This is a genomic window from Pseudomonas sp. COR18, assembly GCF_048568395.1.
Lineage (GTDB): Bacteria > Pseudomonadota > Gammaproteobacteria > Pseudomonadales > Pseudomonadaceae > Aquipseudomonas > Aquipseudomonas fuscovaginae_B.
On record NZ_CP183808.1, the window covers coordinates 1,090,859 to 1,117,211 of the forward strand.

General features: G+C 62.8%; 33 protein-coding genes. All 33 read right to left on the reverse strand.

What is annotated here, in order from left to right; all coding sequences use genetic code 11:
- Positions 1 to 69: 69 nt before the first annotated feature.
- The gene (locus tag ACM62G_RS05110; protein ID WP_162491330.1) at positions 70 to 600 is read right to left on the reverse strand and encodes a CinA family protein; all 531 of its coding nucleotides are present in this window, start codon (positions 598 to 600) and stop codon (positions 70 to 72) included.
- A gap of 292 nt (positions 601 to 892) precedes the next feature.
- Positions 893 to 1,108 (reverse strand): lysis system o-spanin lipoprotein Rz1, encoded by a 216-nt coding sequence (rz1, locus tag ACM62G_RS05115; RefSeq protein ID WP_026145515.1) that lies wholly within the window; start codon positions 1,106 to 1,108, stop codon positions 893 to 895.
- Positions 1,109 to 1,363: 255 nt separating this feature from the next.
- Complete coding sequence (locus ACM62G_RS05120; RefSeq protein ID WP_419736794.1) at positions 1,364 to 1,927, reverse strand: glycoside hydrolase family 19 protein; 564 nt, start codon at positions 1,925 to 1,927, stop codon at positions 1,364 to 1,366.
- Between the two features lie 87 nt (positions 1,928 to 2,014).
- On the reverse strand, positions 2,015 to 2,440 hold the full coding sequence (locus ACM62G_RS05125) for a phage tail assembly chaperone (RefSeq protein ID WP_419736795.1): 426 nt from the start codon (positions 2,438 to 2,440) through the stop codon (positions 2,015 to 2,017).
- A gap of 14 nt (positions 2,441 to 2,454) precedes the next feature.
- On the reverse strand, positions 2,455 to 3,678 hold the full coding sequence (locus ACM62G_RS05130; RefSeq protein WP_419736796.1) for a tail fiber protein: 1,224 nt from the start codon (positions 3,676 to 3,678) through the stop codon (positions 2,455 to 2,457).
- Between the two features lie 136 nt (positions 3,679 to 3,814).
- Positions 3,815 to 4,183, reverse strand: coding sequence for a tail fiber assembly protein (locus tag ACM62G_RS05135; protein ID WP_273819521.1), 369 nt, complete (start codon positions 4,181 to 4,183; stop codon positions 3,815 to 3,817).
- The gene (locus ACM62G_RS05140; protein ID WP_419736797.1) at positions 4,180 to 6,267 is read right to left on the reverse strand and encodes a phage tail protein; all 2,088 of its coding nucleotides are present in this window, start codon (positions 6,265 to 6,267) and stop codon (positions 4,180 to 4,182) included. Before ACM62G_RS05140 ends, ACM62G_RS05135 begins: the two co-directional genes overlap by 4 nt.
- Positions 6,268 to 6,280: 13 nt before the next feature.
- Positions 6,281 to 6,880, reverse strand: coding sequence for a YmfQ family protein (locus ACM62G_RS05145; RefSeq protein WP_054056817.1), 600 nt, complete (start codon positions 6,878 to 6,880; stop codon positions 6,281 to 6,283).
- Positions 6,868 to 7,908, reverse strand: coding sequence for a baseplate J/gp47 family protein (locus ACM62G_RS05150; protein WP_273819518.1), 1,041 nt, complete (start codon positions 7,906 to 7,908; stop codon positions 6,868 to 6,870). The genes ACM62G_RS05145 and ACM62G_RS05150 overlap by 13 nt, the downstream gene beginning before the upstream one ends.
- Entirely contained in the window at positions 7,898 to 8,296 is a 399-nt protein-coding gene (locus tag ACM62G_RS05155; RefSeq protein WP_054061787.1) for a phage GP46 family protein, read from the reverse strand. The genes ACM62G_RS05150 and ACM62G_RS05155 overlap by 11 nt, the downstream gene beginning before the upstream one ends.
- On the reverse strand, positions 8,296 to 8,805 hold the full coding sequence (locus ACM62G_RS05160; protein WP_419736798.1) for a phage baseplate assembly protein V: 510 nt from the start codon (positions 8,803 to 8,805) through the stop codon (positions 8,296 to 8,298). Before ACM62G_RS05160 ends, ACM62G_RS05155 begins: the two co-directional genes overlap by 1 nt.
- A gap of 153 nt (positions 8,806 to 8,958) precedes the next feature.
- Complete coding sequence (locus ACM62G_RS05165; protein ID WP_419736799.1) at positions 8,959 to 10,008, reverse strand: phage baseplate assembly protein; 1,050 nt, start codon at positions 10,006 to 10,008, stop codon at positions 8,959 to 8,961.
- 3 nt (positions 10,009 to 10,011) lie between these two features.
- Positions 10,012 to 11,310, reverse strand: a complete 1,299-nt coding sequence (locus ACM62G_RS05170; protein ID WP_273819516.1) for a DNA circularization protein — start codon at positions 11,308 to 11,310, stop codon at positions 10,012 to 10,014.
- Complete coding sequence (locus ACM62G_RS05175) at positions 11,300 to 12,928, reverse strand: phage tail protein (RefSeq protein WP_419736800.1); 1,629 nt, start codon at positions 12,926 to 12,928, stop codon at positions 11,300 to 11,302. The genes ACM62G_RS05170 and ACM62G_RS05175 overlap by 11 nt, the downstream gene beginning before the upstream one ends.
- A 130-nt stretch (positions 12,929 to 13,058) precedes the next feature.
- The gene (locus ACM62G_RS05180) at positions 13,059 to 13,355 is read right to left on the reverse strand and encodes a phage tail assembly protein (protein WP_026007905.1); all 297 of its coding nucleotides are present in this window, start codon (positions 13,353 to 13,355) and stop codon (positions 13,059 to 13,061) included.
- Positions 13,352 to 13,699: a phage tail tube protein gene (locus tag ACM62G_RS05185; RefSeq protein ID WP_010451233.1), complete on the reverse strand. Its 348-nt coding sequence runs from the start codon at positions 13,697 to 13,699 to the stop codon at positions 13,352 to 13,354. The genes ACM62G_RS05180 and ACM62G_RS05185 overlap by 4 nt, the downstream gene beginning before the upstream one ends.
- Positions 13,700 to 13,764: 65 nt before the next feature.
- On the reverse strand, positions 13,765 to 15,261 hold the full coding sequence (locus tag ACM62G_RS05190) for a phage tail sheath subtilisin-like domain-containing protein (protein ID WP_273819513.1): 1,497 nt from the start codon (positions 15,259 to 15,261) through the stop codon (positions 13,765 to 13,767).
- On the reverse strand, positions 15,261 to 15,443 hold the full coding sequence (locus tag ACM62G_RS05195; protein ID WP_054056811.1) for a DUF2635 domain-containing protein: 183 nt from the start codon (positions 15,441 to 15,443) through the stop codon (positions 15,261 to 15,263). The genes ACM62G_RS05190 and ACM62G_RS05195 overlap by 1 nt, the downstream gene beginning before the upstream one ends.
- The gene (locus ACM62G_RS05200; protein WP_273819511.1) at positions 15,440 to 16,024 is read right to left on the reverse strand and encodes a phage tail terminator protein; all 585 of its coding nucleotides are present in this window, start codon (positions 16,022 to 16,024) and stop codon (positions 15,440 to 15,442) included. The genes ACM62G_RS05195 and ACM62G_RS05200 overlap by 4 nt, the downstream gene beginning before the upstream one ends.
- Before the next feature lie 93 nt (positions 16,025 to 16,117).
- Entirely contained in the window at positions 16,118 to 17,128 is a 1,011-nt protein-coding gene (locus ACM62G_RS05205) for a phage late control D family protein (RefSeq protein ID WP_419736801.1), read from the reverse strand.
- Between the two features lie 10 nt (positions 17,129 to 17,138).
- Complete coding sequence (locus tag ACM62G_RS05210; protein WP_054061795.1) at positions 17,139 to 17,351, reverse strand: tail protein X; 213 nt, start codon at positions 17,349 to 17,351, stop codon at positions 17,139 to 17,141.
- On the reverse strand, positions 17,344 to 17,727 hold the full coding sequence (locus tag ACM62G_RS05215) for a phage tail protein (protein WP_273819508.1): 384 nt from the start codon (positions 17,725 to 17,727) through the stop codon (positions 17,344 to 17,346). Before ACM62G_RS05215 ends, ACM62G_RS05210 begins: the two co-directional genes overlap by 8 nt.
- On the reverse strand, positions 17,727 to 19,973 hold the full coding sequence (locus tag ACM62G_RS05220) for a phage tail tape measure protein (RefSeq protein WP_419736802.1): 2,247 nt from the start codon (positions 19,971 to 19,973) through the stop codon (positions 17,727 to 17,729). The genes ACM62G_RS05215 and ACM62G_RS05220 overlap by 1 nt, the downstream gene beginning before the upstream one ends.
- Positions 19,974 to 20,101: 128 nt before the next feature.
- Positions 20,102 to 20,683 (reverse strand): phage tail assembly protein, encoded by a 582-nt coding sequence (locus tag ACM62G_RS05225; RefSeq protein WP_273819505.1) that lies wholly within the window; start codon positions 20,681 to 20,683, stop codon positions 20,102 to 20,104.
- 86 nt (positions 20,684 to 20,769) lie between these two features.
- Positions 20,770 to 21,276: a phage major tail tube protein gene (locus tag ACM62G_RS05230; RefSeq protein WP_273819504.1), complete on the reverse strand. Its 507-nt coding sequence runs from the start codon at positions 21,274 to 21,276 to the stop codon at positions 20,770 to 20,772.
- Entirely contained in the window at positions 21,276 to 22,442 is a 1,167-nt protein-coding gene (locus tag ACM62G_RS05235) for a phage tail protein (RefSeq protein ID WP_419736803.1), read from the reverse strand. The genes ACM62G_RS05230 and ACM62G_RS05235 overlap by 1 nt, the downstream gene beginning before the upstream one ends.
- A gap of 2 nt (positions 22,443 to 22,444) precedes the next feature.
- Complete coding sequence (locus tag ACM62G_RS05240; protein ID WP_054056803.1) at positions 22,445 to 22,642, reverse strand: hypothetical protein; 198 nt, start codon at positions 22,640 to 22,642, stop codon at positions 22,445 to 22,447.
- Positions 22,643 to 22,729: 87 nt separating this feature from the next.
- Positions 22,730 to 22,966, reverse strand: a complete 237-nt coding sequence (locus tag ACM62G_RS05245) for a tail fiber assembly protein (protein ID WP_273819502.1) — start codon at positions 22,964 to 22,966, stop codon at positions 22,730 to 22,732.
- Positions 22,967 to 22,981: 15 nt separating this feature from the next.
- Positions 22,982 to 23,737: a hypothetical protein gene (locus tag ACM62G_RS05250; protein ID WP_273819501.1), complete on the reverse strand. Its 756-nt coding sequence runs from the start codon at positions 23,735 to 23,737 to the stop codon at positions 22,982 to 22,984.
- Between the two features lie 31 nt (positions 23,738 to 23,768).
- Entirely contained in the window at positions 23,769 to 24,311 is a 543-nt protein-coding gene (locus ACM62G_RS05255; protein ID WP_273819500.1) for a hypothetical protein, read from the reverse strand.
- Positions 24,312 to 24,380: 69 nt separating this feature from the next.
- A complete protein-coding gene (locus ACM62G_RS05260; protein WP_419736804.1) occupies positions 24,381 to 25,031 on the reverse strand; it encodes a phage tail protein I in 651 nt (216 codons plus the stop codon).
- Complete coding sequence (locus ACM62G_RS05265; protein WP_419736805.1) at positions 25,028 to 26,023, reverse strand: baseplate J/gp47 family protein; 996 nt, start codon at positions 26,021 to 26,023, stop codon at positions 25,028 to 25,030. Before ACM62G_RS05265 ends, ACM62G_RS05260 begins: the two co-directional genes overlap by 4 nt.
- Entirely contained in the window at positions 26,020 to 26,352 is a 333-nt protein-coding gene (locus tag ACM62G_RS05270) for a phage baseplate protein (protein ID WP_054061802.1), read from the reverse strand. The genes ACM62G_RS05265 and ACM62G_RS05270 overlap by 4 nt, the downstream gene beginning before the upstream one ends.
- Position 26,353 lies beyond the last annotated feature (1 nt).

The following is a 26,353-nucleotide window of genomic DNA, read 5'->3' on the forward strand; positions in this document are numbered from 1 at the left end:
TCAATAAGGCCTGTGACGGCCAACACCTGTATAAGTAGACAGTATTATTCCACAGCCTTGGCGACTCGCCTACCCCTGATTTGCGATTTCTGCTTCCGCCCGTCGCAACAGCCCTTCCAGGGCGGCCTGCACCGTCTGCCGACGCACCGCATCACGGTCGCCGGGGAACTGGCGGCGCTCGGTGGTCAACTCATCGCCGACGCCCCAGGCCAGCCAGACGGTGCCCACCGGTTTCTCGGCGGAACCGCCATCCGGCCCGGCGACGCCGCTGACCGCCACGGCGAAACGCGCCCCACTGTGGGCCCGGGCGCCACGGACCATGGCCTCGACCACCTCGCGGCTGACCGCGCCGACCTGGCCGAACAATGCCTCGGGCACCTGCAACTGACGAGTCTTCTGCTGGTTGGAGTAGGTCACATAGCCGGCCTCGAACCAGGCCGAGCTGCCGGGAATCCGCGTGATCGCCTCGGCGATGCCGCCGCCGGTGCAGGACTCGGCGGTGGTGACCTGGGCCTTGAGGGTCTGCAGGCGCTTGCCGAGTTCGGCGGCAAGCCGGGTGATGTCGTCCACGTTGCTCTCCTGTCCAAAGATAAACCGCATCCTCTCCTGATTCGAGAGAGGCTCATCTGGCCCTTTCGCGGGCAAGCCCGGCTCCTACAGGATTCGCCTCGAACCCCCATGCTGCGTACAACCCAGCTCTTGTAGGAGCCGGGCTTGCCCGCGAAAGCGGCCGCAAGCCTTACCCACAAACCTGCAATCGCCCGCAAAAAACTGTCGCCGGCGCCGCGAAATAAACACCCTACACGAGCCAATCGGGCTTTCAAGACGCACTTTGCATCCGAATGTCAGCGCGAAACCTTCCCGGCATACGCCTGGCAAGCCTGCAAGGCGATCAGGGCGCGGTCGCCGTCGTCGGTGATGGCGACAATTCGTTGAGCATGCGCCGGGTCAAGTCGGGCGCGTGGGGCTGCATGAACCACGCCGCCGGTGGCGGTGGTGGCAGGCAACGCACAGCCGCTGGCGGGGTCGCTGCGGTCGAGGAGGACTGACAGCCGCAGATCGGCAGTAGCCAGGCGATCACGCAGGCGAGCCTGATCCTGTTGCACATCGTTCAACTCCTTGGAGTGGGTTTGGTCACTGGCCTGGAGCTGCTGCTCCAGGGCCAGGCGCTTGTCCTGTTCGGCACGCTGTTGCGTCGCCGCGGCCAGGGAAATCTGTTGCAGCGCATTGGCCTGCAACCGGGCCTGATGCTCCAGTTGCAGGCCGTAACGCAAGCCTTGAATCCGCCAGGCCAGTGCCGCCGAACCACCGGCAACCAGGGCCAGCAGCACGACGACAGCGAACAGACGGTAAGGCGCCGGGATCAGGTCGAGGAGGCGCATAGCACCGCCCTCGCCCGCGCCCAGAGTTGCAGGCGGTCATCGAGGCCGTTCAGGCCGCCGTTGATCCTGCGGGTGATGCTGTTGAACTGATCGGCATCGGCCAACCCGTTCAACCCTTGCTGCTCCCAGAACCAGGCCGCCGACTCGGCGGCCCATTGCGGCTGCTCCAGGAGTTCCGGTTGTTGCAGCAGACGCTCGTCGCCGAACAGCGCGAGGCTACATTGACGGTAGTTGCTGCGACCGGTGACCTGGATCAGCCCGCGACCGCGATAGCGCTGGCCATCGCCGTCGGCGTCCGGGGTGTTGCCCAGGCGCAGGGCCAGGGTGCCCGTGTCGTACTTGCTCAGGTACTGGTCACTGCCCAGCTCACGCACGTAGCGCAGTTGCGCGGACTCATGGCCGATCTGGGCCAGGAAGGCGGCGATGCGCTTGGGGGTGGTGATGTCGTGCCGGGACATGGCGGTGTTGAGAGCGGGTACGAAAACGCCGGCTTTGGGGCCGGCGTTGGGCAGGATTTGCAGCAGTTGCTGCTCGGTAACGGGCATGGCTTTCTCCGGGCCCAAAAAACCGCTCGATGGCGGTGGATGAAGTCTGGGTTTTGCCCAAACGGTAAGCGCAGTCGCTGCCTGCAGCTAGGCCTGCCAGTTCAATGAGGCGAGCCATTCAGGTGCAACAGGGCGGTCACCGGACGCCGGGAAATCGGCCGACTGGGGCCAATCGCGCAGCGCCTGCATGTACACCAGCAACTCACTGAACTGTTCATCTGAAAGCGTGGTGGTCACGTCGATTTCCTTTTGATCACGGTGCCGATCACGAATCCCCATGACAGCCGACAGAGCACCATCCCGCCATGCCCGCTCCAGGGCAGCAGATTGCTCTGCCGTCAGGCTTGGGGCCGTGGCAAGAGGCAGTCCATTTGCATCAGGCACGATCACCTTGCCGGCAGACTCATCGGAAAGCAGGGCATCTCGCATGCCCTCCGTGATCTGCTGTCCACCGTTGTCAACGAGCGAGAAAGCAAATCGGGCGTCAGCCTCAATCCATTTTGCGTAGATCATAGTTACTCCTTGATTCAGTTTCCGATAGCGAGCCATTTCATCGAGCCAGGGGCAGCCAGAACCGCTGAGGCTGTAAACCCGGTCGTCGAAGAAGATCGGTATGATTGATACTGGCCCGCAACTGCCGCAGTGCTGTCGTAGTTGGCAGCGACCAGTGACAGGTAGTGAAGGTTTGCCGGAAACTGCAAGGGGAATGTCACACTCGTAGAGTTGGTCGTGCCCCACTGAATAACCAGGCCACCCAACCAGGATGGAAAAGCCACGAAACCACTCGGAGCAAGACTCATCGCGAAGCCAAACCGGAGTTTTTTCGAGGTCACGAACGACTCGTTGTCCACGCCGGCGACAACCTGCTCCTGAGTTGCAACCTTCGCTGTTCCTGGCCGAATCTCGGTGGCGGGAGCCACCAGCTGTGCCAATGCCGAAATGTCGATGTTTGCTTGGTTGATCGGTGCATTCCAGGCCTTGATGCACCACATGACCGCAAGGTTTCGAGGACGAGTTTCAGTAGCAACGCTTGGTGCTCCATTGACACCATCAGAGACTATGGTTGCAGCCTGTATCGTATTGGCATTTGTAACGGCCAACCCAATGTTCGCGCCACCAGCAAAACCAAATGGACCGACAGAAGCCCCTGAATAGTTAAGAGCATGGTTATGTCCTTGCATCGCATTGGACTGATAGGTCCCCACTGCACGACCAGCATCCACTCCTCGTCCATGATCCCACCCACGCAGGAACTCGCCACGTGACTCCGGCAAACGGAAGTGGCCAGCAGGCTCCGTACCATCGTTGAACGTCGTTCCCAGGTACGCGTAGAGATCCGGGTAGACAGCGATGCTTTGCACGCTATGGTCGGCTTCGAGAAAACCTGCCGGGACCGTGCCCTTCGGAAAGGGCACCATGGAGCCCACAGGTAGTGACGAGGCTTTTTTCAACAGCGCTTCGACTTCGTCCTTGGTATAGGCATTGGTAATACCATATTCGGCCAGCGTCGTACGAACCTTCTCCGGCGGCAGCGAGCTTTGAATGATCGTCCGGATGGCGATCAGCAACTGGTCGTGAGCCGCTTCGGACGGTTCAAGCCCACCGGCCTGGACAATACTCAACAACTCGTCCGTCACCAGATTCCCCCAGCTCGCCGGAATCAGCGAACCGGGAGCGCCGGTAATGGGGTTATCGTCTACAAACTTGCCATTCGACAGCCCGACACCGGGAACACTTTTCGGATAATCCATTTACATCTCCTCTAGCCATCATTGATATGCACCTTCTGCTTAATAAAAGGCGCGCTATCTCGGGCATTTCTGCCCGAGAAAAAAATACCGGCTCGTGGCCGGTTGTACTCGTTCATCAGATAGTCACTCAGTAAGGTCAGGCAGGAAGCACGGGCCACTCGATGGTTTCTGGATAACCTGTCTGCTCTGGCAGGCGATTGAGTGCGACGCGATAGCGCTTCCACTCTTTGAGCTGCGCTACTTCGATCTGGGTGGCCTCACCAAGATCCACTGCGTCCTGCAATGGAGCAATCCTCAGCCCGGCGACAGATAGCAACTGATTCGCCTGCCCCCTTACTCGATCCAGCACTTCTTCCGGCGACTCTTTCGGTCTCTCCGGCATGACTTCCGAGTAGTTCTCAAACGCTGGATCCGGAAACAACTTGGAGTCGTCATTCGGATCAGCAACAGGTATATCTACGGCCCTGAAGCCTGTTCCGTCCTTCCTTACTGCCCAACCGCTCATAGATTGTCCTCCCACCCCATGCATTGAAGAATTCCAGTTGTTGCCGTAGATCCATACATCACTGAGGAGCCCTCAATAAGAAGCTCGCCGTGAATTGTCGTAACAGGACCACCTGAGTTGTAGCCGCCTGCAATTGGAGCGGCAGTCAGGTATGACGTACTCAGATACTGGTTGACAGCAGAGCTGAAAGCGGCACTTGGCGAGACATTGATCTGGCCTGAGGTGGTACCGCCAGTCAGTTTGATCATTGAGGCGCCAGGCGGCACAACCCCCGAAATCGAGGCAGCCACCGCTGGCGATGCAATTCCCGAGGCAATAGTGGGGTAGGCCGTAACGTTGGTTCCTGCGGTCACGATATAACCGACCCGGCCGCCGACCTGACTGAACCTGAACGGGTATTTGTTCGCAGTGGCGTCTGTCCGAACCCATCCGACCCGGGCCTTGTGCGTATAGCCTGATGGCAACGTAGGTGCTGTCGCACTGAGAGACAGCAGCCCAGCCACACCGCTCGCACTGCTCCAGATAACCCAGACGCTGTACCAATTGGACGCAGCCAGCGCGCCGCTATCCAAACCATTGACGCCTATGACAGCTGAGTTGATGCTCAGGCTTAAGGCGCTCAGAACCTTGAATGACGCATCGTTGCCTACCACCAACTGGTCTGCAACAACATTTACCAACGAACTCTGCCCTGATGCCGAGGCGGTCAGTCCTTTATATGCACCTGCAATTGCAACCCTCTGCAGGTTCTGCACTTGGGCAACCAATGCAGCAACATCGACGTTCCCTTGGTTGACCGGAGAGTTCCAGGCCTTGATACACCACATGACAGAGATGTTCCGAGGACGTGTTTCCGCTCCTCCAGTCTTGTCGGTTGCTACACCAGACACACCTCTGGCAAAAGCGTTAAGTCCTCCTGAACCCTGATTGCTAGGAAGGTTGTTGACGCCATTCTGAGTATGGTCGTGCGACTGAATATCAAAGTTCTGCCAGGATCCTATGGTTCGGCCAGAGTCCACACCTCGTCCGTGATCCCAACCCCGTAGAAACTCCCCACGCGACTCCGGCAAGCGGAAGTACCCCGCAGGCTCATCTCCCCTATTGAACGTGCTCCCCAGATACGCCGCCAGGTCCGGATAGGACGCACTGCTCTGCAAGCTGCCATCGGCCTCCAGGTAACCTGGAGGCACCACACCTCTGGGGAATGACAACATGGAACCGATAGGCACCGAAGCTTTCAACTTCTGCACTTCGTCGACCAGGGCTCCCACATCGATCTGACCTTGGTTAACTGGTGCATTCCAGGCCTTGATGCACCACATCACCGACAGGTTGCGCGGCCGAGTTTCTGAAGACGTCCGCGGCGAACCGTTTACACCGTCAGTTTTAGGAGAGGTGACTTTCTCGCCAGGCATGACAATGCCGTCACTACCCTGAAGCGTGTTTACCGCTGTCCCCGACGCAGCATCGCCGCCAGCCGGACTGCTGGTGATGTCGTGATAATGGCCCTGAAAGGCGTCAAGCTGGTATGTGCCAAGGCCACGCCCAGCATCCACCCCCCGCCCATGATCCCACCCACGCAGAAACTCCCCGCGCGACTCCGGCAACCGGAAATTCCCCGCCCCCTCATCCCCCTTGTTGAACGTCGTCCCCAGATACGCCGCCAGGTCCGGATACGTAGCAATGCTCTGCAGACTACCATCGACCTCGAGGAACCCATTCGGCACCACGCCCTTGGGAAACGCCATCATCGCCCCGACCGGCAACGCGGTGGCGTTTTTGAACAGCGCCTCGACCTCCGCCTTGGTATACGCATCGGTAATCCCGTACGCCGCCAACGTCGTGCGAATCTGCTCCGGCGGCAGCGAGCTCTGGATGATGGTCCGGATCGCTTTCAGCAGTTGGTCATGCTCCGCCTCCGCAGGCTCCAGCCCACCCGCCTGGACCACATTGAGCAATTCCTCGGTCACCGCATTGCCCCACACCGCCGGAATCAGCGACCCAGGCGAACCATTGACCGGGTTCTCATCGACAAACCTGCCATTGACCAACCCAACGCTGGGCGTGCTTTTTGGATAATCCACGTATCCGTCCTCTTCAGTCGTAATTGATGTGCACCAGCGTGTGCGCCGGCGCTGTGCGGTGAATCAGGCATTCCAGGGCGCTGCCCGGGTTGGCGCCGAAGCGCTCGCCCCAATAGCTGGCGCCGAAGCGACGGCCCATGAGCAGGCGGCCGCCGGTGTTGAGCGTCCACATGAACTGCGCCTGCCAGGTGCCGAACCGCGCCCGGCCGAAGCGGGCGCGGCCCATGCGCGGGGTCTGCTGTTCGGTGATGGTGGCGTTGGGGTAGCCCTGGCTGCGGGCGATATCCAGGAAGTAGCCGATGCTCTGGTCGCCCACCGCCAGCAGGCGCCGACGTACCGCCAGGCGGCGGTCGTCGAACAGCGGCTTGGGCCCCAGGCACGGGTCGGGCAGGTTCATCACCCGCTCCCAGTCCGGCACCAGTTCGCTGACGGTCACCGGGTCCACTTCGTTGAGCAGGTCCACCGCCCGGGCATCGACCCGGGCCAGCTCCTGGGCGATGCCCAGCAGCACCTGCTGGATCTCCGGAACCAGCTCCGGGTCCCAGGCGGGACCGGCCGGCAGCAGGCTGCGCAGTTGCTCCTGGTATTGCGCGGCAGTTCTTATTCCAGCCATACGCAGCCTCCGAAGGTCAGCAACTGGTTGGTGGCTGCTGGCACATCGGCGGACGGGCTGACCAGCAAGTGGTCGTTCTCGCCCGTGGCGCTGCTGATCGATTCGGCGATATGGGTCAGCAACAGGGTCTCGCCGAGACCGCCCTCACGCTTGTGCAGGTCGCGCAACTGCGCTTCCACCGCGGCACGGGTCGCGCTGGTATCCGGCACCAGGCGCAGGGTGTAGGTCACCGGCACCTGCACCGGCGCCAACACATGCAACTCGGCGGTCACCGGACGCAGTGGCTCGATGTAGGCCTGAACCACCGCCAGTTGCGTGGCATCGGGAATCGGTACCGGGTCGTCGTCACGCATGACGAACAGGCCGACGGTGCCAGGCCCGAGGTAGTTGCCGCGGCACCAGGCCCGGGTGATCCCCGGACACTCAAGCGCCCAGGTCTCGTAGTCGGAAGCCGCCCCGCCATGGGGAATGATCCGATAGGAACGAATCACCCGCGAACGCAGGGACTCGAGGCTTTCCGCCGCCACCCCGCCGCTCAGGCCGGGGGCGAGCACGGTGAAGGTGTTGCCGATGCCCTGCACCGGCTGGACCGGAAACAGCGTCAGGCCGGCGTCGGCATTGCCCAGGCTGCCGGCATCCAGCGCCTGGATCTGCGCGGTATTGCTACCGGCGCGGGTGGTGCCTCCCTGGGTCACCTTGTAGCTGCGGCCGTCGTTGCTCTGCAGCAGGGTGTCGACGTCCAGCACGGCACCGGCGGCAGCGGTAAAACTCACGCTGCCGGTGGCCGCCTGGGCGGCCTTGCGCGGTTGGTGCAGACGAAGCGCGGCAATGCGCTCCAGGGTGGATTCATCGGCGGTGTCGGGCAGGATCTGCGCGGCAATCCAGTCGAGGTATCCATACAGGCCGAAGGCCGCGCCGCTGAGGGTGCGGGCCAGGACCTGGGCATCGGACTGGCGCAGCGCATCGCTGGCCAGGTCGCTTTGGGTGCGGTTGATCAGCACCGGCAGCGAAGGGGTTTCAAACGGCATAAGTCACCTGCCAACTGTGGTTCGGGTTGATATCCAGGCGCTCGCCGTTGGCCAGGGTCAGAACCGTGCGCAGGTTCAGCCGCTGGGCGTCGAGCCGTTCGGTTTGAATCTCGATGGCGCTGCAATGGCCGTCGTCGATCAGCCATTGCAAGGCTTCACGGGCATAGAACTCGGCATCGAGCCGGGTCTGCGCGGTCAGCTTGACCCGCCGCAGCAGCCACAACCGCGAGCCGATGCGGTCGTTGGCGACCATGGGGAAACTGTCGCCCCACCAGCCGTAGCGCTCATCGTCGTCGATCGGGTCGTCGCTGTTGGCCCGGCGCCAGGTGAACAGGCTGATCAGCACCGAGCGGGTCAGCGCCGCCTTGAGGTCGTTGGACACGAACATCACGCACCTCCCGCCGGTACGCCGGTCTGGCCGTTGCCTGGCTGGATGCCACCGTGCACGTGCTGTATCTGGCTGATGCCGCCGGCGACCTGGTCGCCCTGGGAGACGATCCTGCCGGTCTGGGTCAGGGTCGGGCTGTCGAGGTGAATGGCGGTACTGGCGCGGATGTTCAGGGTGCCGGTCTGGATATCGATGATCCGGCCGCGCTTGAAGTGGATCCGGTCGCCTTCGTCGGTGTAGAGGGCGATTTCGCCGGGGGCGAGGTTCTGCAGGCGGTAGCGGCGGTCGGCGACCACCAGCACGATGCCATGGGAACGGTCGCCGCCGAGGAAAGTGGCGATGCCTTCGGCGCCAGCCAGCGGGTTGCTGGTGAAACCGTAGGGTTCGAAGTGTTCCATGTCGTCGTTCACTTCACCGGCGGTCAGGCGCATTTGCAGCGATTGCAGTTTGTTGGCCGAGTTGGCGAGCACGACGGTGCCGCGCGCCAGCAGGCGGGTCAGTAGGCTCATGAGGGGTTCCTTGGGCGAGCGGTGTGTCAGAGGGGCACCTTTCGCGGATAAATCCGGCTCCCACAAGGTTCAGCGGTTGTCACAAGGGATGTGAATGCCGGAACACTGTGGGAGCAGGATTTATCCGCGAAAGAGGCGCCGCGAAGAGGGGGGTTACCTGGCCTTGCTCCGGGCCTTCGTCGGCGTCGCCTCGAAGACTTCCGGCGGTGCCACTTCCAGGGTGGTGAGCGAGCCCTGCCCGGACAGCGAGTAGGTGATCTTGGAGATCAGCATGTCCTGGTCGACGTCGAGCACCGGGTCCTTTACCCGCACCAGCAGGTTGTGCCGCCACAGGTCACCGTTGGACTGTCGCCAGCCCTGCACGGTGTAGGTGGTGGCCAGGGCCTTGCCGGCACGGGTGGCCCGTTCCCAGTCGGCCCGTTGCTGGGCCAGCTCCGGGGTGAGCTGGACGCTTTCGCTGATCACCGTGACGCGCCTGCGCTGCGGATTGCTCTCGCTGGACACGCCGCTGACTTCACTCACCGCACTGCCGCTCTTCTGGTCGCTGCCCTTGTGCTGGCCGATCACCCGGTACTCGGAGAACACCGCGCTGAAATCCCTCGCGGTACTGGCCGAGAGAATGTTTCTGCCCAGTTCCAGCACATCGCTGGCGCGCCCGGCACTGCCAGACTTGGCCAGCACCAGGTTGCCGCTCGCGTCATCGGTGGAGAACACCCGATACAGGGTCAGCAGGCGGTCGATGGACTTGAACACCGTTTCCCCCGGCACGATGCTGTGGGTCTGCAGCCGGGTGGTCTCCGGGATCTCGCTGCGCACGTTGACCTTGTAGGGTTTGGCGAGCGCCTCGACGATCGTCAGCAGGCCCTGCTGGCGCCATTGACTCGGCTGGTTGATGGCCGCGCAGTCCACCAGGTCGCGGGTCAGCGAACTGCCCTCGATGGTCAGGCTGATCTGCTTGCCGTCATAGCTGATGGGCGCCTGGTAGACATGCCCGGTGAGCACCAGGTCGCAGCCGATTAGCACCTGGCAGCGGGCCCCGGCCTTGATCGGCACAGCCAGGGTCTGCCCCGGCCATTGCCAGGTAATGCCCAGCTTGAAGGTGCGGAACTGGCGCTCGAGATCGGCACTGATTTCGATGGCCTTCCAGCCCTCGTAGCTCAGGCCGTCGACCAGCAGGACGACGGCGTTGTCGATGTCGTTCATGGCTTACTCCCGGGAGATCTGCAGGGGCGCCGGCGGGATGAAACCGGGATGGGCAATGCGGTTGCGCTGCACCACTTCCCCGACCCGCGTGGCATCGCCGAAGTTCCTGTAGGCCACCACCAGCGCCGGCAGGTTGCTCTTGGGCACCAGATCAATCAGTCGCACACCGTTGGAGGCCACCGCGTTGAGATGCTGCACCAGCGCCTGGCGCACGGTATTGAGTGCCTGGTAATGCACCGAATCGGCCTTGAGCGCCGCCTGCCAGATCGCCTCGTTGAGGCTGTCGCGCAGCGCCAACACGTCATCGACCACCGGCACATCGGCGCGTTGCACCGGCTGCTGGGCCTGTTGCGCCAGCGACGGGGTAACGGCCAGTTTCACCGCCTGGGTCGCCGCGGGTATCACCGACACCAACTGGGCGATCTGCACCAGCAGGGCATCCTGGATCAGGTTCACCGTGGCCTGCGAGGCCGCGGCGGTGTCCTTGCCAATCGCCAGTTGCGAAGCGTCGAGGGACTTGGCGTCCTCGACCTGTTTCGACAGGTCGGCCAGCATCCCGTGATAACCCTGGACGGCGAAGTCCTTCAATCCACGGACTTCACCGACCAGCCCACGGACCTCGCCGACCAGGTCGTTGAACTCGGCCTTGACCTCGCCGAGTACGCCCTTGACCGCCGCGCTGACCTGGTGAGGAAACTCCTTGACCGTACGGACCAGCGCGTAGACATTCGCGTAGGTCTCGATCAGCGGCTGCAACTGCTGTTCGATCACCTGATACGCCTGGGTAATGCCCTTGCGCAGGTTCTCTACGCCGACCCGGGCCTGGTTGACCAGCTTCATCGCCTCGTCGAAACGGCCCACCGAGGCGTCGAGCAGTTTGCTCGACGCCACCTGCAGTTGCTCCTGGGTGTCGACCACCGGCTTGGGAAACTGCAACGGCTCGTCCGGGTAGAACTTCAGGTTGAAGGTCACCAGTCCACCATCCTGGCGGGTCTGGGTCATGTCGCATTCGCCAACCTTGACCTGCATCCGTCCCAGCCATGGATGGACCAGCTCGCCGCTGCCCTCCTCCAATGCCTTGAGCAGGTTGTCACGCTGCTCCAGGCAATCGGCACCGACGATGAAGGCGGTCAGGTCATGGATTTTCGCCTGCTGACCAAGCCGTTCGAAAAACGGCTGGTCGCGCTGGGGATATTCATGCAACTGGCCTTTCTGGCCGACCGGGGTTTTCGCCTGGTCGACCCAGAACGGCACGCCGCGAAACGACGCCGGCAACAGGCGATCACGCCAGTTAGTCGCCATAGGCACCTCCGAAGGAAAGCGAGCGATAGCCGACGGCAGGCGTCAGACTCAGGCCCGGCTGGTTGGTCTGGGGTTGGTCGACGCGCAGGCCCTGCGGTGCGTTTTCGAAACGCACGGTCAGGCCGCCTTCGAGTTGAGTACGGTTATTGGTGGCGGCTTGCTGAATGAGGGAACCTGAACTCTGAATCAGACCGGAACCGGCCTGGGCGTTGCGCACCTCCTGCTGCTGCGCCAGGCTGTCGACTTCACCGGTGACCTGGGCGATAAAGCCACCAAAGCCGCCACTGAACAGCTCCCGTATTGGCGCGATAAAATTCTGCAGGCGGTTCCACAACTCACCGAACCAGCCAACGATCGGCTCCCAGTTCTTGATGATCAGCCCCAGTGGCGACCACTCGAACATCCCCTGGAGAAATGCGACCACCGGTTCCGCCAGACTACGCAGCACATTCCACAAGGTCGCAAACGTCTCAGTGAGCGGTTGCCAGTTGGCGATGATCAGGCCTATGGGAGACCAGTCGAATAGTGTCTTCAGAACACCCGGCACCGGAGCGACGGCCGCCACGAGCGCTGTCCAGAGGCCATCGAAAAATCCACTGATCGGTCCCCAGTTGTTGACGACCATGCCCAGCGGCGACCAGTCGAACAGTGTCTTCAGAAAATCCCTCACCGGAACCGCCAACGCCTTGAGTAATCGCCAGATCGAATCGAACAGCCCCGTCAGCGGCTCCCAGTTGGCGATGACGATGCCCAGTGGGCTCCAGGAAAACAGCGTCTCGAAAAAGTCGACCACAGTGGTTGCAGGGCCCTTGAGCGAATCCCAGAGCCCGGTGAAAAAATCGCTGATCGCTCCCCATCCTGCGGTAAGCAGCGGCATCGGCGACCAGGCGAGCACCTTGGGCAGGATCGACATGACGGTCGCAGCAGCACTCTTGATGCCCTCCCACAGCCGACCGAAAAAGCCTGAAATCGGCTCCCAGTAAGCAACGATCAGTGCAGCCGCCGCAGCAATGCCCAAGGCAACCAGGCCAATCGGCGAGGCCAGCATGGCGACCTTGGCCAACTCCATTGCCGCCATTACGCCCGTCACCGCGCCCCGTAGGGCCGTAAACGCCAGGGCTCCTGCAGCCAGTCCCTGGACAAGGTTCGGGTTCGCCGCCACGAACTCGGCAACCCGGTTGACCAACGGCACCAGCGCGGTGACCACCGTATTGACCGCCGGCAACAACGCCTGACCGAACTTGACGGAAACACTGTCGAGGGCGTCATCCAAGTTCGCCAGATTCTGTGCGGTATTCCCCAGCGCGCGCTCCTTGGCCCCAGTGCTCTCGGCCTGCTTGCGCGCCGTGGTCAGTTTGTTTTCTTCCTCAATGGCGGCCTGAACACCAGCCACAAAGGGGGCTGCTAGCCCTCCGCCCTTGAATACGGCGGAAATGTCCAGCGTGCCCAGGCCGCTGTCCTCCAGGCGTTTCTTGAATGTCTCGACCTTCGTGGTGACCTTGGCCATTTCGGTCTCCATTTTCTGGACACCGTTGATGACCACAGCCATGTTGACGAGGGTCTGGGTATTCAGCACCCGCAGCACATTTTGCTGGGTGTTGTTGATTGTCGTAGCCATCACTCCACCTGCTGCATCGCATTGATCCGTTGCGCGTGCTCCAGGGACTCCCGGAGCACATCCAAGGGCCTTGCCATCATCTGTTCGGGGTCAACCTTCCAGAACCAGGCCAGGTCATAGGCGACCGCAATCAGTTCGCCGATGGCTGCGATGCCGCACTCATGAAAAAACCGGCCACCGCCCAGCTCAAGGTGTTGAGGTCGGACAGGTCCAGCTGGTTGACCGACGACGGCGGGATACCGGCGCAGACCGCGATGTACTTGGCCGCGACATCCATGTCGAGGCTGACTTCTTCGCTCTTGTCGATCTTGTACGGCAGCGCCTTGATCGCCCGCACTTCCTGCACCGTCGGACGGCGCAGGGTGAGTTCGTCGAGGGTCGCGCCGTGGGCTTCGATGGGCACCTGCAGCTTCATCGGCTCGCTCATTGCCAGGTCCCCTTGATGCCTTCGAATTTCAGCTCGATGGCCGCGTCATCACCCTTGATGACCGGCTCCTCGACCAGGTAGGCACCGGCCAGGACATAGACCTTGCCGTTGCTGAACTCGCAGGTGACGGTCATGTCGGAACCGGCGATCAGTTGCTTGAGCGGAAAGTCCGCAGTGTGCAGCGCGGTGACCTTGAAGGAGGGAGCGATGTCGGTTTCCTTGTAGAAACCCGGTACCACCGTTTCCCGCTTGACGGCCATCAGCGGGGCTTCGCAGCCGCCGTTGATGGTCAGTTGAGCGCCGTCCACTTTGACGTAGCAGGTGCCCGCAATCAGTTGACCCATGATGTATCTCCAAAAAATAAGCCCGCTCAAGGCGGGCTGGAATGAAACCGTGAAGAGGACGCGGCTCAGGCCGCCGCGTCGTACTGCAGGCGGAACTGGTTGAGCAGCGCGAACACGCGCAGGCCGTTGACGTAGTCAGGCGGGAACAGCACGTTGACCCGGCTCGGATCCTGGCTGTCGCGCTCGACGATCAGGTGCTCGGCGAACAGCTCGGCGTTTTCCACATGGCCTTCCAGTTCGAGCTTGGCGTACTGGGCGATCAGTTCACCGCGAATGGTGCTCGGGGTGACGATCGGCTGGCCGGCGCCGAAGCGGGTGCCATCGGCAGCCAGCTTGTGGCGGCCATACTTGCTGGTGATCACGCTTTGCAGGCGGCGCACGATGTAGGCCGACTGGTGCATGGTCTCGCTGTCCAGATAGGAGTTGTCCGCCTGGCCGTAGGCGTTCTTCTGGTAGGTGGTGATCGCCCGCTGGATGCGCACGTAGCCGCCTTCGTAGTAGGCGGTGGCAATGCCGTAGCTGAGCAGCGACTGGCGCTCGGTCAGGGTGAAGCGCTCGCTGGCTGCGGCCGGATCGATACCCGGCAGGCTGCCGCTCTGGGTCGGACGGCTGGCGTCGGCCGAGATGAACACCGAGGTCCGTGCAGCCAGTGCGGCGGCCTGGACCCACACCGGTTGCGGTACGCCCTGCTCCATCGCCAGCACGGTGACGTGCTGGTCGTTGCGCGCCTGGCCGGCGGCGACCAGGGTGCCGACGGTGCCACGCTTGGCGGTGTAGACATGGCCGAACAGCTGCTTGGACCACGACCAACGACCGACGCTGTCATCCATCGCCGCCTGCCAGGCGTTCAGCGAAGCCGCGTCGGACCAGGGCTGGCAGATGAACTCGAACGGCTCGTCGCCCAGGGCCGCGAGGGCCGCGACCTGGTCCGGCACGCCAGCGCCACCGGCCATCTTCGCGCTGACGATGGTCAGGCCGGCCGGGGTTTCCTCGCCGTTGCTCTTGCCCAGGCGGTTGAACTGCAGGCTGATGTCGTTGCCGCTGTCACCGGTCCACTTGCAGCTCAGGGTGACGGTGCCATCAGTGGCCACGGCGCTGACCGGCAGGTCGGCGGCGGCATTCACCTGCAGCGCCAGGGTGGTGGCGACCTGGGCGGCGGTCTGGCCGCTGACCACCGCGGCCTGCACGCGGACACCGCCGACATACAGGTTGAGCACGCCGCTTTCGGTGGCGGAGCCGGTGAGTTTCAGGTCAGCCTTGGCGATCGCGCCGGTGGTGTTGCGCACTGGCAGGCACCAGATCTCGCCGACCGGGTCGGCCTTGCGCCAGGTGTCGTACATGGCGGCGAGCATCGAGCCTTGACCGCCGATGCTTTTTGCCAGGGCGACGCTGGAGACCAGTACCAGGCTGCCGATTTCCGGGCTGGTGGCGTTGTCATTGACCTGAGCGACGATCAGTCGACGCAGGGTCGACGACGCGCTATTGGCCGCCGAGTTGTCCATTTCGGCATAGAACAGCGGAACACGCAGGTCCGCGGGGATGTTGCTGAATCCGATAGCCATTACTGGGCTTCCTGTGGTTGTGCCGCTTGCACGGCGGAAAGGGTGATATCGCCATCGGCCTGGCGGCGGCGCCACCAGGCGCTGTCGGCCACTTCGCGACCGGCGGCCGGCAGCAGGTCGCCCGCCTCCGGGTCCGGTACGGCACGGCCGGCGGCCGGTACTACGGTGATGCGTTGAGTCATGGTTTTACGTTCCCTGAAAAGGCCAGCTCCAGGCGCCCGTCGGGGCCTGGGCGGTGCAGATTGGGGTCGGCGGGGTCGATGGCATCGACCCGTACCGTCACCCCGGTAAAGGACGGCAAGCCGTCCAGTTCACGCTCATGCCAGGTTTCCGCCGGGTCGGTGGCGTGGTTGCGCCCCAGTTGGAACTCGGCGAAGAAACGCAGGCGATAAAGCAAGCGAGTGGCGTTGATCGACACCAGCCGGCCGCCGCCGTATTGGAGGGGCGTGTAGAAGGTGTCGGGTTTGAACCCCACCAGCGCGCGCCACAGTTCGGCGCGCAGGGCGTGGAGTCGATCGAAAGGCGCCTGACCATTGCTGGCGTCGAGCACCAGGGTCAGTTCCAGGCGGTCGCGAAGGGTCTGCCGGGAAACGTTCTGTGCGGTGTTCTCGGCGGCCAGGTCGCAACGAAGGGTGATGAAGGCCGACGGGGTCGGCAGCGTGGTATCGCCTTGCAGCAGGTCCAGGTCGAGGCCGGTGGAAATGTGCTGGGCAAGGCTGGGGCATTCAGCACGCAGTTGCGTGATGATCGGGGTAATGTTCATGGGGAGTTTCCAATTCGTCTGGAAAGACCCGGCACAGGCCGGGCGAATGATGCAGGGCCCAGTCCGACTATCGGGCGGCGGGAGCCGAACTCGCTAGCGGTCCAGGCAACTGGCGCAAATGCTGCAGCGGTAACTGTTGGCGCGGTTGCCGCTGGCCGTCACCTTGTCGATGGACCAGCGACCCTGCATGAAATCCGGCCAACTGCTGTCCAGCAGGACCAGGCCTTCGGCCGCCAACGCCGGATTTCCCGGGCAGTCGATACGCAGCTTCAGGGCTTCGCGCTCCATGCGCCGCACCTCGCCTTCACCGGCAGCTCGCGCCTCGTCCTCGGAGGGGTAGCGCTGGCGAAGTTTCTTGAAGGGTTTCACACCGGTCTCGACCACACGTTCGCGCCCGGCTGCCGCGTCCCACCAGGTGGTCTGGCAGCCCTGGTACTTGCCACGGCTGCTGTCGTCCAGGGTGGCGGCGACAAAGGCCGGATCGCCCGGACGATTGTCGCGAGTCACCGACAGGCGCACGTCTTGCAACTGCTTGCCGGACAGCGACTTGACCTGGCCACGCCGGGCCAGCACGTACAGCTCGTTGACCGGTTTGGTGACCGCATCGAAGCGACGGGCAATCCGCGTGAGAAAGCCCATGTCGGTCTCATTGGACTGGTCCAGGTGAGTGATGCGGATGGCATCCAGCTCCGGCGCCACCCTCGGCGAAAAGCCATGCCGGGAGGTCAGTTGCCGAAACAGCGCACCCAGGGTGGTCGGGCCATGGCTGACGCTGCGGCGGACCCTGAAGCCGGTTTCATCGTTCACCTTGAACGGTGCCGCGGTAGCCAGCAGGGTCAGACGCAGGGGGAACAGCATCGGTGTACGCCGGGTGACGATGAACTCACCCTTGTCGACCAGCCCGGACTCCCGGTAGCCGATGCGCAGCCCCACCCTTGCACCGAAGCTGGGCAGCCCCGACAGGCCTTCGATATCCAGTGTCAGCTTGAGCTGGTCGGATTCGATACCCGCGGCATCGGTGTATTCCCAGTCGATCAGGCGTTCGTTGAGCCGCGCGGCATTGGCGCCATACAGCTGTACCTCAGGGGTAAATCCCAGGCTCATGACGTCCTCCTCAATCCCAGGCCGACACGGGCGCGGCAATCAGGTTCCGCGCCTCGACCTCGGGCAGGGTCACCCAGACACCGGCCGGCAATACCGCGCCATATTCGGCAAGTCGCGGATTGAGGCGCCAGAGCGCCTCTTCCATCACATCGTCACAACGCCCCTGCTCGCGGTACAGCAACAGGTTCACCGAATCACCGGCGACGCTTCGTACCCTACGCATTGACGAACTCCTTCAGTTCCACCGTCCAGTCGACGATCATCGCGGTGCCGTCATCGATGATCAGGCCCTGGGTCTCCGATACATTGTCGATTCGCCACAGACCCCAGTTGCGGCCGATCCCATCGACCAGCGGCAGGGGCACGGCACGGGCCTGCAGGGCACGCAACTGGTCGAGCCGTTCCATGCCGGCAGCGCCCATGGCCTTGCCGCCGATGGTCAGGCTCTCCAAACCGGGACCGGTCTGGCTGGACTTCGGTTTGCTCTGCAGGATGTTCAGTTCGACCCAGCCGCCGGCGGTCTTGCGGATCAGCGAGCTGTAGGCGAAATCCCGGGACAGGCCGAAAATGAAATCGCCCAACGCCATTTGCTGTCGCATCAGTCACCTCCATCGGTCAGGGCCGTACCGCGCCGTGCGGCAAGGGGATCGGCCATCATCATCGGGACGAATTGCGCCTGCATCTGCTGCATCACGGTATCGGCCAGTTGTCGGGCAGTGGCCTGGTCCAGGCCGTTGATCTGGATCACCGGGGCGAAGGTGACCTGGCGGTTGTCCGCGGGCTTGGCGGTCAGCTCGCTGCCGACCGCACCCGGATCGGGCAGACGGTTGCCAGAGCCACTGATTCTGTTGCCCAACTTGTCGCCCAGCCATGAGCCGATATCGCTGCCGGCAATACCGCCAAGCACGCCGCCCAAGGCACCGCCAACGGCTGTACCGACACCCGGAAAAATCAGCGTGCCGAGAGCAGCACCCGCCGAAGCCCCGGCGGAGGCACCCGCCCAGCCACCGCCGGCCACGCCGAGGCCGCTGAGCATGGATCGGGTATCACCTTCGCGTACCGCGTCGAATACCTGCATGCCGGCGTCCATCACTCTCAGGGGCCCCGGCAGGCGGCCACGCAAGGCGCGTGTTCCGGCCATGAGGCGTTCACCCGTGGTCGAGGCGAGTGTGTTCATCGGACGCACCCCGGCGAAGCCCAGCGTCAGGGCAGTACCTCTGGCTGGGCGAGCCGACTTGCCCCGTGCCTCCGGCACCGACGAGGCGACCTTCCGCTCGGACTGCGGCTTTTTCCGGACCTTGATATCGGGTTTGTCCCGAGATGTGTTGCGAGGCTTCTTCGGCGCTCGGATCCTGGCATTGCGGACCCTGGGACCGCGCTTGCCTCGGCGATTTCGCGGGTTCCTGCGGCGAGCGGGTTGCCCGGACGAATCAGCCTTGTCGGTGCTCTCGGGCCCCAGCTTTTCGGCGATACGCCGATTGATCGCCGCCGCCGCGGTCTCCAGGCCATTGGCGAGCATGCCCCCTGCCAGGGCCTTGAGCCCCACTGCCGTCAACGCAACGACGCTGGTGGTAGCCGCCACCGCCAGTTTGGGCATGCTTTCGGCCAGGCCACTCAAGCCGTCGATCAGCTCACCCAACGGCACCAACAGCCCTTCGACCACAGGCGCAAAGGCATTGCCCAGCGTCGTCGAAAATCGACTCAGGCTGGCCGAAAACCGGTTCCAGTTGCCCGACAGGGAATCACTGCCATTTTCCGCCGCCTGGTTCAGGGCGCTTTTGTCCCCCAGCACGGAACTCGCATAACGCCCCTTGTCGGCAACCTCGGCAAGAGCCGTCTTCAGCGGTGCCGGATCCTTCTGCAGGGCCAGCAGCGCCTCGTCATTGCCGAACAGGCTCTTGGCCAGACCGGCCTGCCGGTCGGCAGGCGCCTTGCCCAAGGCCTCCAGCAGAGAAACCATCGCGGCCGGTGCATCCTGCTTCATCGCCAGGGACAACTCGTTGCGATCCAACCGGAGTTCGGCAAACGCCGCCTGCTGTTGCGAGGAAGCCTGTGTACCCAGGGCAGTGCTGAAGGTCTTCAAGCTGCCGCTCGCCTGGTCCTTGTTCATGCCGGCCTGCAACAGCACGGCAGAAAACGCCGCCGTCTGCTCCGGCGAAAGCCCTGCCTCGGCAGGAGTGGTGCCCGCCTGCCGAACGACCGCGCCGATATCCGTGGGCATCACCCCGAACTTCTGCGCCAGCAGACTGGAGGCATCCGCCAGATCGCGCACCTGGGCCTGATCGAGTTTCAGTTCGGTACGCCAGCCGGCCATGAGTTCTGCCGACTGTTCGGCGTCGATCCGAAAGGCCGACGCCATGAGCGCGGCATCGCGGGTAAAGCCCAGCACGGCATCGCGCCGCTCGCCGGAGCCGCTCAACTCCCTGCCGATGCCTGCCGTGACCGCGCCCCTCTCCACCCTGGCCAGGTCCGCAGCGCTGATGCCCCTGGCAGCCAAGGGGCGCTCGCTGGCCATCTTCAGATTGGCCTGTGACAGAGCCTCGCGCTCGCTGCGCTCAAGCTTCATCACCACGGCCAGGTCAGCCATCGCCGTGTCCAGCGCGACGGCCGACTGGAGCAGTGGGGGCGGCTTGCGTTCATCGCCCGAGGCCGGCTTGCCGGTTTCGGCGGCCGGCGCCGACAGCGTGCGCGAGGCGGCCAGCGAGCTGTTCAGCGATTCGATCGCCGTGCGCAACTGTCGCTGTTCGACGGTCAACAGGGCAATCTGGCTGCCCAGTGACAGATCGAGTGCGGCCCAGCCTTCGCTGACCGCGGTGGGTCGCCAGGAAATGCTATCTTGTGCCATCCGGCGCTACTCCTCTTTCAACCCCAGGCGTGCCACCGCTATGTCGTAGCGGCGTAGCGCCTTCGCAGCGTCCCACTCGAGGATCTCCGCCTCGCTCGCCAGGTAGACGAGCGGCACGATGTCGAGGATCAGTTCGATGTCGCGCTCAGAAAGAAGGCCGCCGGTTTGTTTAAAAAATCGTCGATACGCACCTGCAACTGGGTCCAGTCAGGTACGGTGAGATGAGCCAGGTCGGGAATCATCAGCCCGGTACAATGGGCAGTGATGAACTCGGCCCGTTCCTTGGCCGTCTTCAGCGTCTTCATCACCTTGGTGGCCCGCAGCACGGGCATTTCCAGGCTCAGCGAAGTGACACTGCGTCCGCCCAGGTCCAGCGGTTGCAGCAGCTGCACCTGGTCCGGATCCGGCTCGTGCGCAGCCTCGCCAGCCTGCTCCAGGAAATGGCGGGTCGGGCGGGTCGACATGTCGTGAACGTACTGGGCGATGCTCACGTAGTCCGGACGCTTGAGCTGGTCGAGCAGCTTGTCCGAGAGGCCGGTGGCGAGCTTGGCCAGTTCGAAGAACTGATCGTCCTCATCCTCGCCGGCACGGGCCAGGGCCTCCTTTTGCGCGGCGTAGAACAGCGGCTTGAGCTGGATCTCTGCGATCTGCGAGCCGTCATCGGCGTTGATTGGCGAAAGCAGGCGATGCTTGGGGGGCAGCCAGGACATGTAGTGAACTCCTTGATGACGGATGGGGCCGCCAGCGACGCCATGGAATGCGTCGGGACGGCCAACAGGAAGCGGCGAAACGCGGCTCAAGGCATCAGCACGGCACGGCGTGCGCTACCGAGGATGTCCACGCCGTTGAGCACGAACTTCTGCGTACGCACGTCGACATCGATCACCGACACGCCGTTTTCCAGGCGGTTGTAGGTACGGCAGGAGAACTCGAGGGTGGTCTTGGGCTTTTCGCCCATTTTCAGCGTGCCTTCCTCAAGGGATTTCAGCCGGCCGCCGACGGTGTGGTAGATGAAGTAGGTGTTGCCATCCTGGTCCTGGCCCGCCTCGCGGACATTGAGCAGGATGTCGTCGCCCACGGTCACGCCCAGGGCCAGCATCAGTTCCGGACCAGCGCCCTGCAACTCCAGCTTGGCGGTCAGCGGCTTGCCACTCTTGGCCATTTCCTCGCCGATGAAGCGCCCACCTTGCATCGTCTCCATCTCGAATTCGATCTTCGGTGGGGTAAACGTCTCCACCGTGGCCGACAGCGGCAGGCCTTGGAGGGTGGCCGCAATGGCCTGTCTTACGCGGTTGGTAAACATTAGAGAACGTCCTCCAGGAACTGTTCGATGATTTCATCGCGGGCGTTGAGCTGGTAAACCATGTGCTCGTTGGGGGCATAGCGGCCGTAGTCGATGACCACGAACCAGGTGCCGTTCTTGTACTTCTCGACGCTGTTCAGCTCGGGATGCAGGTAGACGTTGCCACCCGGGATGGTCTCGTCGGCCACCAGGGTCTGCAGCCAGTCGTTGATGCGCTTGACCTCCTGTTCCATGAAGGACTTGGTGAGGTTGCGCGCCATGGCCTTCTGGCCGGCCTTGACCAGCTTGCGGCTGATGGCATCCTCCAGGCCGACGTAGCTGATGAACTTGCCGGTGACCGAACGGTTGCCCAGCAGGGAAAAGCCGCCGAGCACGGTGCGGGCGTAGTAGCTGACGCCGTAGCGGTTGAGCAGATCGCCCTCGGTGGAGGTATCGAGGATGTTGTATTCGACGACGCGGGACACGTCCTCGGCGAAGGTCACCTGGTTGCCCGGGCTTTCCCACTGCTTGACCTTGGCCAGTGCGGCAATGGCCAGGCTCGACGGCGCCAGGAACACGTTCTTCTTCGCCACCTTGGAATAGACGGCCGGCAGGTTGTGCACCAGCAGGCAACGGTCGAAACCCAGGTCGGCGCCCCCCAGTTCCTTGCTGTAGGCCACCTGGTCGGCGACCGGGGCATCCTTGCCATCGAGTACCACCCTGGCCTTGATGCGCTTGCCGAAGGCGGCGAACTCGCCGGCAACGGCCTTGGAGCCGGTGAAGCCCGGCGCGCCGATAATGGTCAGGTCCTCGGGAACGCTGCTCAGCGCCGCCAGGCCCAGCTTGCGGCCGGTGGCCGGATCTTCACCGCCGATCACGTTGTTCAGGGTGTCGGCAAAGGTCGCGCCCTCTTCGACGATGACCACGTAGACCGGTACCTTGACCACTTTCAGGATCTGGTACACCGCCTGGAACAGGGTGCCGGCCTCCGCGCCGGTAGGATCCAGCTGGGCCTGGCTGGTGAAGCTGTTCAGCCGCAGCGGGGTGTTGCGCGGCAGCAGGGCGCCGGCATTCGGTGCGGTACCGACCAGACCGATCACGTTGTCGCCCAGGCCACCCATGGCCTCCGGCGATTCGGTGGCATTGACGGTGATGCCGTTGTGCTCGAAGTTCAAAACCTCAGCCATGGTTATTCTACCTTCCGGGTGTTGGCCTTCTTGGCCGGGTGGGTGTTCTGGGCCAGGACGCTGGACAGTTCCAGGCGCCCGGCGCTACGCAGCGCGCTGGCCTCGACATCGAGCAGCTCGAGCTCCTGGCCGACGCTCGACCAGTGCCCGCCCCCGATGGGGAACGGCACGATGACGGTGTATTTCTGGCGGTTGGACATTTGCGAATTTCTCCAGACGCAAAAACACGAAAGCCCCTGGGCAGGGGCTGTGTGCAGGCGAAAAAAAACCGCTTTCGCGGTGGTGTACTACTTCAGGAATGCGGGCTTCTCAGGCCAGACGATATCGTCAGGATTGTCTCCCTGATCTGGAATATCACGCAGTTGTTGGCGATAGGCAGTCAATGCCAATCGCTCGCTGTCAACTAACGGATAATCGGCCATCAAGGCGTAATCGCTTGATGCAAGATCAGCATCACGAGCTGCCCGGATCAACTCCCACTTGATAATGGGATGAAGAGAGGGCGTTTGAAAAATTGGTTTCATGAAAACTCCTTAATCTTACGAACTCATCGCCAACATCGTCCCCCAATCTCCAGGGTGAGTTACGACACCTGTACAGGCCCCCGCCAGCATGACTTCCACAACGCCAGTAGAAGAAGTGCGCATAGGATGCAGATGATAATAAACACCAAAAATCTTGGTAGGAACGATAATAGAGGAGCACCAACGCCACTTACCAATTTCTGTCCCGACCGCCCAGGCACCCGACACACTACCCTCCGACACGCGTACAAAGGCACCAATCGTCAGGTAGGAATTCTGCGGGACAGCAGCGGCACCGGCAGACACTGCGCTGTCTGAAGCATACGGGAAAGCCAGATAGGGACTAGCGGAAGCGATGCTCCATTTCATTTGCCAGACATGGGCCGGTGTCCGCCAGTAGTCGGATGCACGGATATCAAAATCGGGGAACTGCTCACGTACATCTGCCTGAACCTTGAGCAGAAACTCAACATCCTGAGCAGGCCTCCCTGTCGCCTGGGATGAGGTTGTAATACTGCGCAATTTGCTTACCGTGATATCCTGGTGAACACCCCAGCCATCAATCATCGTTCCCGCCGCATTCGGCGCCATTATGAAGTTCTTGGTCGCCAGCAAACGGGGCAACCGATTCCTGAGATCATCGAGCTGATGTTCATAGGACTGGCGAGCAGCTACCAGAGCATTGTCGATATCACCAATTTTTCCATTGACGGTATTGGTCAGATTATTCGCCGCGCTTACCAGCGAGGCAATTTGCTGTTCTGTACTCAAAATATAGTTCCTTGCATTAATCGAATAACTTTCAGGGCAAAACCACTCGGCCCTCAAGCTTCATAACTCTAAACAAGATCCCGAGTTGTCGCGCCATACTGTCGATACTTGCAGCAGAAATAGCCGCCAACTCTTCCACCATCAAGATGTTGAGGTTTTCAGATCCGACAACTACAGTCACACTGTTCAGTGGAAGAGCGGATACATCCAGCGTGAACTTCTGCAGCACACGTGCCGCCGCGGCCTTGTAGGTCAGCAGGGTGCCTGCCACCGAATACACCGCCAGCAAGGTCCCGCTGGCGAGGTAGAAGCCGAACTCGCCGATTTCGTATTCCTCAGGCCCATCGAACAGCGCAGCCATCCGGAGTTGCCGGGAGCCCAGGTCCTCGTAGTCGACGATCGCCACCCGCTGGCGTTCGTCGCGCAGGGTGGTCTCGCTGCCGTTCGGGTCGTAGCGCGCGGTCCCGGCGCCGATATGGGTGATGCTTCCTTTCAAGCCCTGGTTTCTTGCCTGCAGCACTTCAGCCAGGCCGGCTGAGGTGAAGCGAACCAGGCGCGTAATGTCTTGTGTCATGGCTGCGCCTTGAAATTGTCGTGTGAAAAGGGCTCCGACGGGGCCCATCGATTGCGCCTGCCCGTCCGTTCAGGGCAGGACCGCACTGAGGAAAAGCTCACCCTCGCCGAACGGCTGGTGAGTACCACTGCCGACGCCCAACGATGCCTGCAGCCTCAGGTCAGGCAACGCGCCTTCGAGGCTGTCGTCATGAATACTGAGCGGGCTGTCGGCGGCAGCGGCGACCCGCACATCCCCGCGGGTTTCGTGCACGAGGGTGATCGTCCCCAGGTCGCGCTCGCTTTTGGCCGCATTGATGCGGCGGATCAGGCGGTTGTGATCGCCACTCGACCAACTGCGACCGATGATCGCCTGCACATCGAAGGAGTACGGCATGCCCTGGGGCCGCTGTTCGTACCAGGCAAAAATGTTCGGCGTGAAGCCCAGCGATTCCACGGCATGGCTCAGTGCCTGGCGCACCCCGGCCTGGCGCTGGATCTGCCAGGAGAGCGCAACCGTCAGACGTTTTTCGGTTTCGCTGGCCTGCGCATCCCACTCGCCAACCCCCCGGTCCGCGCCCAGATAGGGCAGGAACCCGGCTGGGGTCTGCAACGGATTCATCAGTTCGGGAAACGGCGGGACGACACGTTCGAGCAGTTTGCCGAAAGCCAGGTCGAGGGCCTTTTCCAAGGGTGAACTGTTCGCAGGCAACAGGCTGCCGGGGGTGTTTTCTTGCGTCATATCGTCAGCACCTCAACCTCGACACCCGTGCAGTAGGGCGCCTGAAAGGCCGTCGTGACGATGGGCTCGCGCGGCTCGAGAATCTCGACCTGAATCGCCCCGGCACTGTGCAGGGTGTAGTCGATCCAGCTCGGCTCGACCCGCCCTTCCAGGCGATGACAGGCCTCGGCATAGGCCTGGAGCTGACGGCTGGCCGCCAACTGGGTAAGACCCGAATCCGGTCCACCGTTGATCCTGGCCACTACGCGGATCCTGTAGTCCTTGATCTCGGCGCCCTGGACACTCACGAGATCCGTCTCCGGTCTTACATCGGGCCGGGAGAAATGGCTGCGTACCCGCTCAAGCAGATCGGCCGAAGGCGTGCCATCGCCACTGCGTGCAAGAACCGTCACCATCACCTCGCCAGGCGCCGTGCGCCGGCCGTTGCCGTCCTTGACCTGAGCGGCGTAACCATCCGGGTCGAAGGTGTAGGTGACCGCCACGACGCCCGGTGAAGTGCTTTGTACCTTGACCGAGGGCCGCTCACCCAGCGTGAACACCTCACGACGATACTGCATGCGCGACCCTGCGGCCGGCGCATGGGGTGCCAGGTAGTAGCGCAGGCGCGCATCGTCATCGCTTTCATGGATCGGTGGAACCGGCGGAAACGCCGTCGGGTCGCCCGGATCCAGCAACTGTCGCTCCAGCCCCATGTCCGCCAGGCGAGCGTCAAGGTTGCTGCCGGTGGCCCACCACGCCAGCATCTGCCTGATACGGGCGTTGTACTTGCGCTCATGGGTTTGCAGACGCACGCAGAACGCTTCGAGGGCCATGGTCAGCAACTCGCTTTCATTCTCGAGGCTGACTTTCAGCTTGGCCGCACTGTCGGGGGAACGGGCGCCGACATACTCGACGACAAAGGTCTTGAACTCGGCGAGCAGGTCCTCGAAAACGTCGACGTTGACGATCTCCGGCTCCGCCAACTGGTTCTGCCCAGGGATCAACATGCTCATGTGACTACCTCGAATGTCTGTTGACGGTTCTTCCAGGTCCCGGCGAAACGCAGCAACAGGCCGGCATCCTGGCGACTGGCGACGATCACCTGCGGAGCGAAATCGCCGATGCCATTGGCCGGGTTGTAGAACGCCTGTGCCGCATGACTCTGGGCCAGCAGCAGCAGGTCGTCGCCCAGGTTCTGCCCCAGCAATTCGGGAATCCGCGAGCCGTAGAGAGGCCGCTTCTGGCGGGTGCCCAGGGGCGTGGTCAGCGCGCGGGTGGCGCGCTGCACGAACTGGAGCCAGTCGTCGACCGTGGCTCCGCTATTTCTGTCGACTCCGATCAAG

Bases quoted from the DNA above. Each gene is read 5' to 3' on its own strand.
- ACM62G_RS05245 (WP_273819502.1), bottom strand. From the start codon at position 22,966: ATGAAACCAATTTTTCAAACGCCCTCTCTTCATCCCATTATCAAGTGG.
- ACM62G_RS05225 (WP_273819505.1), bottom strand. From the start codon at position 20,683: ATGTCCTGGCTGCCCCCCAAGCATCGCCTGCTTTCGCCAATCAACGCC.
- ACM62G_RS05235 (WP_419736803.1), bottom strand. From the start codon at position 22,442: ATGGCTGAGGTTTTGAACTTCGAGCACAACGGCATCACCGTCAATGCC.
- ACM62G_RS05200 (WP_273819511.1), bottom strand. From the start codon at position 16,024: ATGAACATTACCCCGATCATCACGCAACTGCGTGCTGAATGCCCCAGC.
- ACM62G_RS05175 (WP_419736800.1), bottom strand. From the start codon at position 12,928: ATGGCTACGACAATCAACAACACCCAGCAAAATGTGCTGCGGGTGCTG.
- ACM62G_RS05155 (WP_054061787.1), bottom strand. From the start codon at position 8,296: ATGTTCGTGTCCAACGACCTCAAGGCGGCGCTGACCCGCTCGGTGCTG.
- ACM62G_RS05210 (WP_054061795.1), bottom strand. From the start codon at position 17,351: ATGCGTAGGGTACGAAGCGTCGCCGGTGATTCGGTGAACCTGTTGCTG.
- ACM62G_RS05125 (WP_419736795.1), bottom strand. From the start codon at position 2,440: ATGATCTACGCAAAATGGATTGAGGCTGACGCCCGATTTGCTTTCTCG.
- ACM62G_RS05170 (WP_273819516.1), bottom strand. From the start codon at position 11,310: ATGGCGACTAACTGGCGTGATCGCCTGTTGCCGGCGTCGTTTCGCGGC.
- ACM62G_RS05220 (WP_419736802.1), bottom strand. From the start codon at position 19,973: ATGGCACAAGATAGCATTTCCTGGCGACCCACCGCGGTCAGCGAAGGC.
- ACM62G_RS05120 (WP_419736794.1), bottom strand. From the start codon at position 1,927: ATGCCCGTTACCGAGCAGCAACTGCTGCAAATCCTGCCCAACGCCGGC.
- ACM62G_RS05240 (WP_054056803.1), bottom strand. From the start codon at position 22,642: ATGTCCAACCGCCAGAAATACACCGTCATCGTGCCGTTCCCCATCGGG.
- ACM62G_RS05255 (WP_273819500.1), bottom strand. From the start codon at position 24,311: ATGACACAAGACATTACGCGCCTGGTTCGCTTCACCTCAGCCGGCCTG.
- ACM62G_RS05215 (WP_273819508.1), bottom strand. From the start codon at position 17,727: ATGCGACAGCAAATGGCGTTGGGCGATTTCATTTTCGGCCTGTCCCGG.
- ACM62G_RS05180 (WP_026007905.1), bottom strand. From the start codon at position 13,355: ATGAGCGAGCCGATGAAGCTGCAGGTGCCCATCGAAGCCCACGGCGCG.
- ACM62G_RS05265 (WP_419736805.1), bottom strand. From the start codon at position 26,023: ATGAGCATGTTGATCCCTGGGCAGAACCAGTTGGCGGAGCCGGAGATC.
- ACM62G_RS05260 (WP_419736804.1), bottom strand. From the start codon at position 25,031: ATGACGCAAGAAAACACCCCCGGCAGCCTGTTGCCTGCGAACAGTTCA.
- ACM62G_RS05160 (WP_419736798.1), bottom strand. From the start codon at position 8,805: ATGAGCCTACTGACCCGCCTGCTGGCGCGCGGCACCGTCGTGCTCGCC.
- ACM62G_RS05190 (WP_273819513.1), bottom strand. From the start codon at position 15,261: ATGGCTATCGGATTCAGCAACATCCCCGCGGACCTGCGTGTTCCGCTG.
- ACM62G_RS05130 (WP_419736796.1), bottom strand. From the start codon at position 3,678: ATGGATTATCCGAAAAGTGTTCCCGGTGTCGGGCTGTCGAATGGCAAG.
- rz1 (WP_026145515.1), bottom strand. From the start codon at position 1,108: ATGTGCAACAGGATCAGGCTCGCCTGCGTGATCGCCTGGCTACTGCCG.
- ACM62G_RS05145 (WP_054056817.1), bottom strand. From the start codon at position 6,880: ATGGCTGGAATAAGAACTGCCGCGCAATACCAGGAGCAACTGCGCAGC.
- ACM62G_RS05110 (WP_162491330.1), bottom strand. From the start codon at position 600: ATGCGGTTTATCTTTGGACAGGAGAGCAACGTGGACGACATCACCCGG.
- ACM62G_RS05230 (WP_273819504.1), bottom strand. From the start codon at position 21,276: ATGTTTACCAACCGCGTAAGACAGGCCATTGCGGCCACCCTCCAAGGC.
- ACM62G_RS05185 (WP_010451233.1), bottom strand. From the start codon at position 13,699: ATGGGTCAACTGATTGCGGGCACCTGCTACGTCAAAGTGGACGGCGCT.
- ACM62G_RS05135 (WP_273819521.1), bottom strand. From the start codon at position 4,183: ATGAGCGGTTGGGCAGTAAGGAAGGACGGAACAGGCTTCAGGGCCGTA.
- ACM62G_RS05150 (WP_273819518.1), bottom strand. From the start codon at position 7,908: ATGCCGTTTGAAACCCCTTCGCTGCCGGTGCTGATCAACCGCACCCAA.
- ACM62G_RS05165 (WP_419736799.1), bottom strand. From the start codon at position 10,008: ATGAACGACATCGACAACGCCGTCGTCCTGCTGGTCGACGGCCTGAGC.
- ACM62G_RS05205 (WP_419736801.1), bottom strand. From the start codon at position 17,128: ATGAGCCTGGGATTTACCCCTGAGGTACAGCTGTATGGCGCCAATGCC.
- ACM62G_RS05195 (WP_054056811.1), bottom strand. From the start codon at position 15,443: ATGACTCAACGCATCACCGTAGTACCGGCCGCCGGCCGTGCCGTACCG.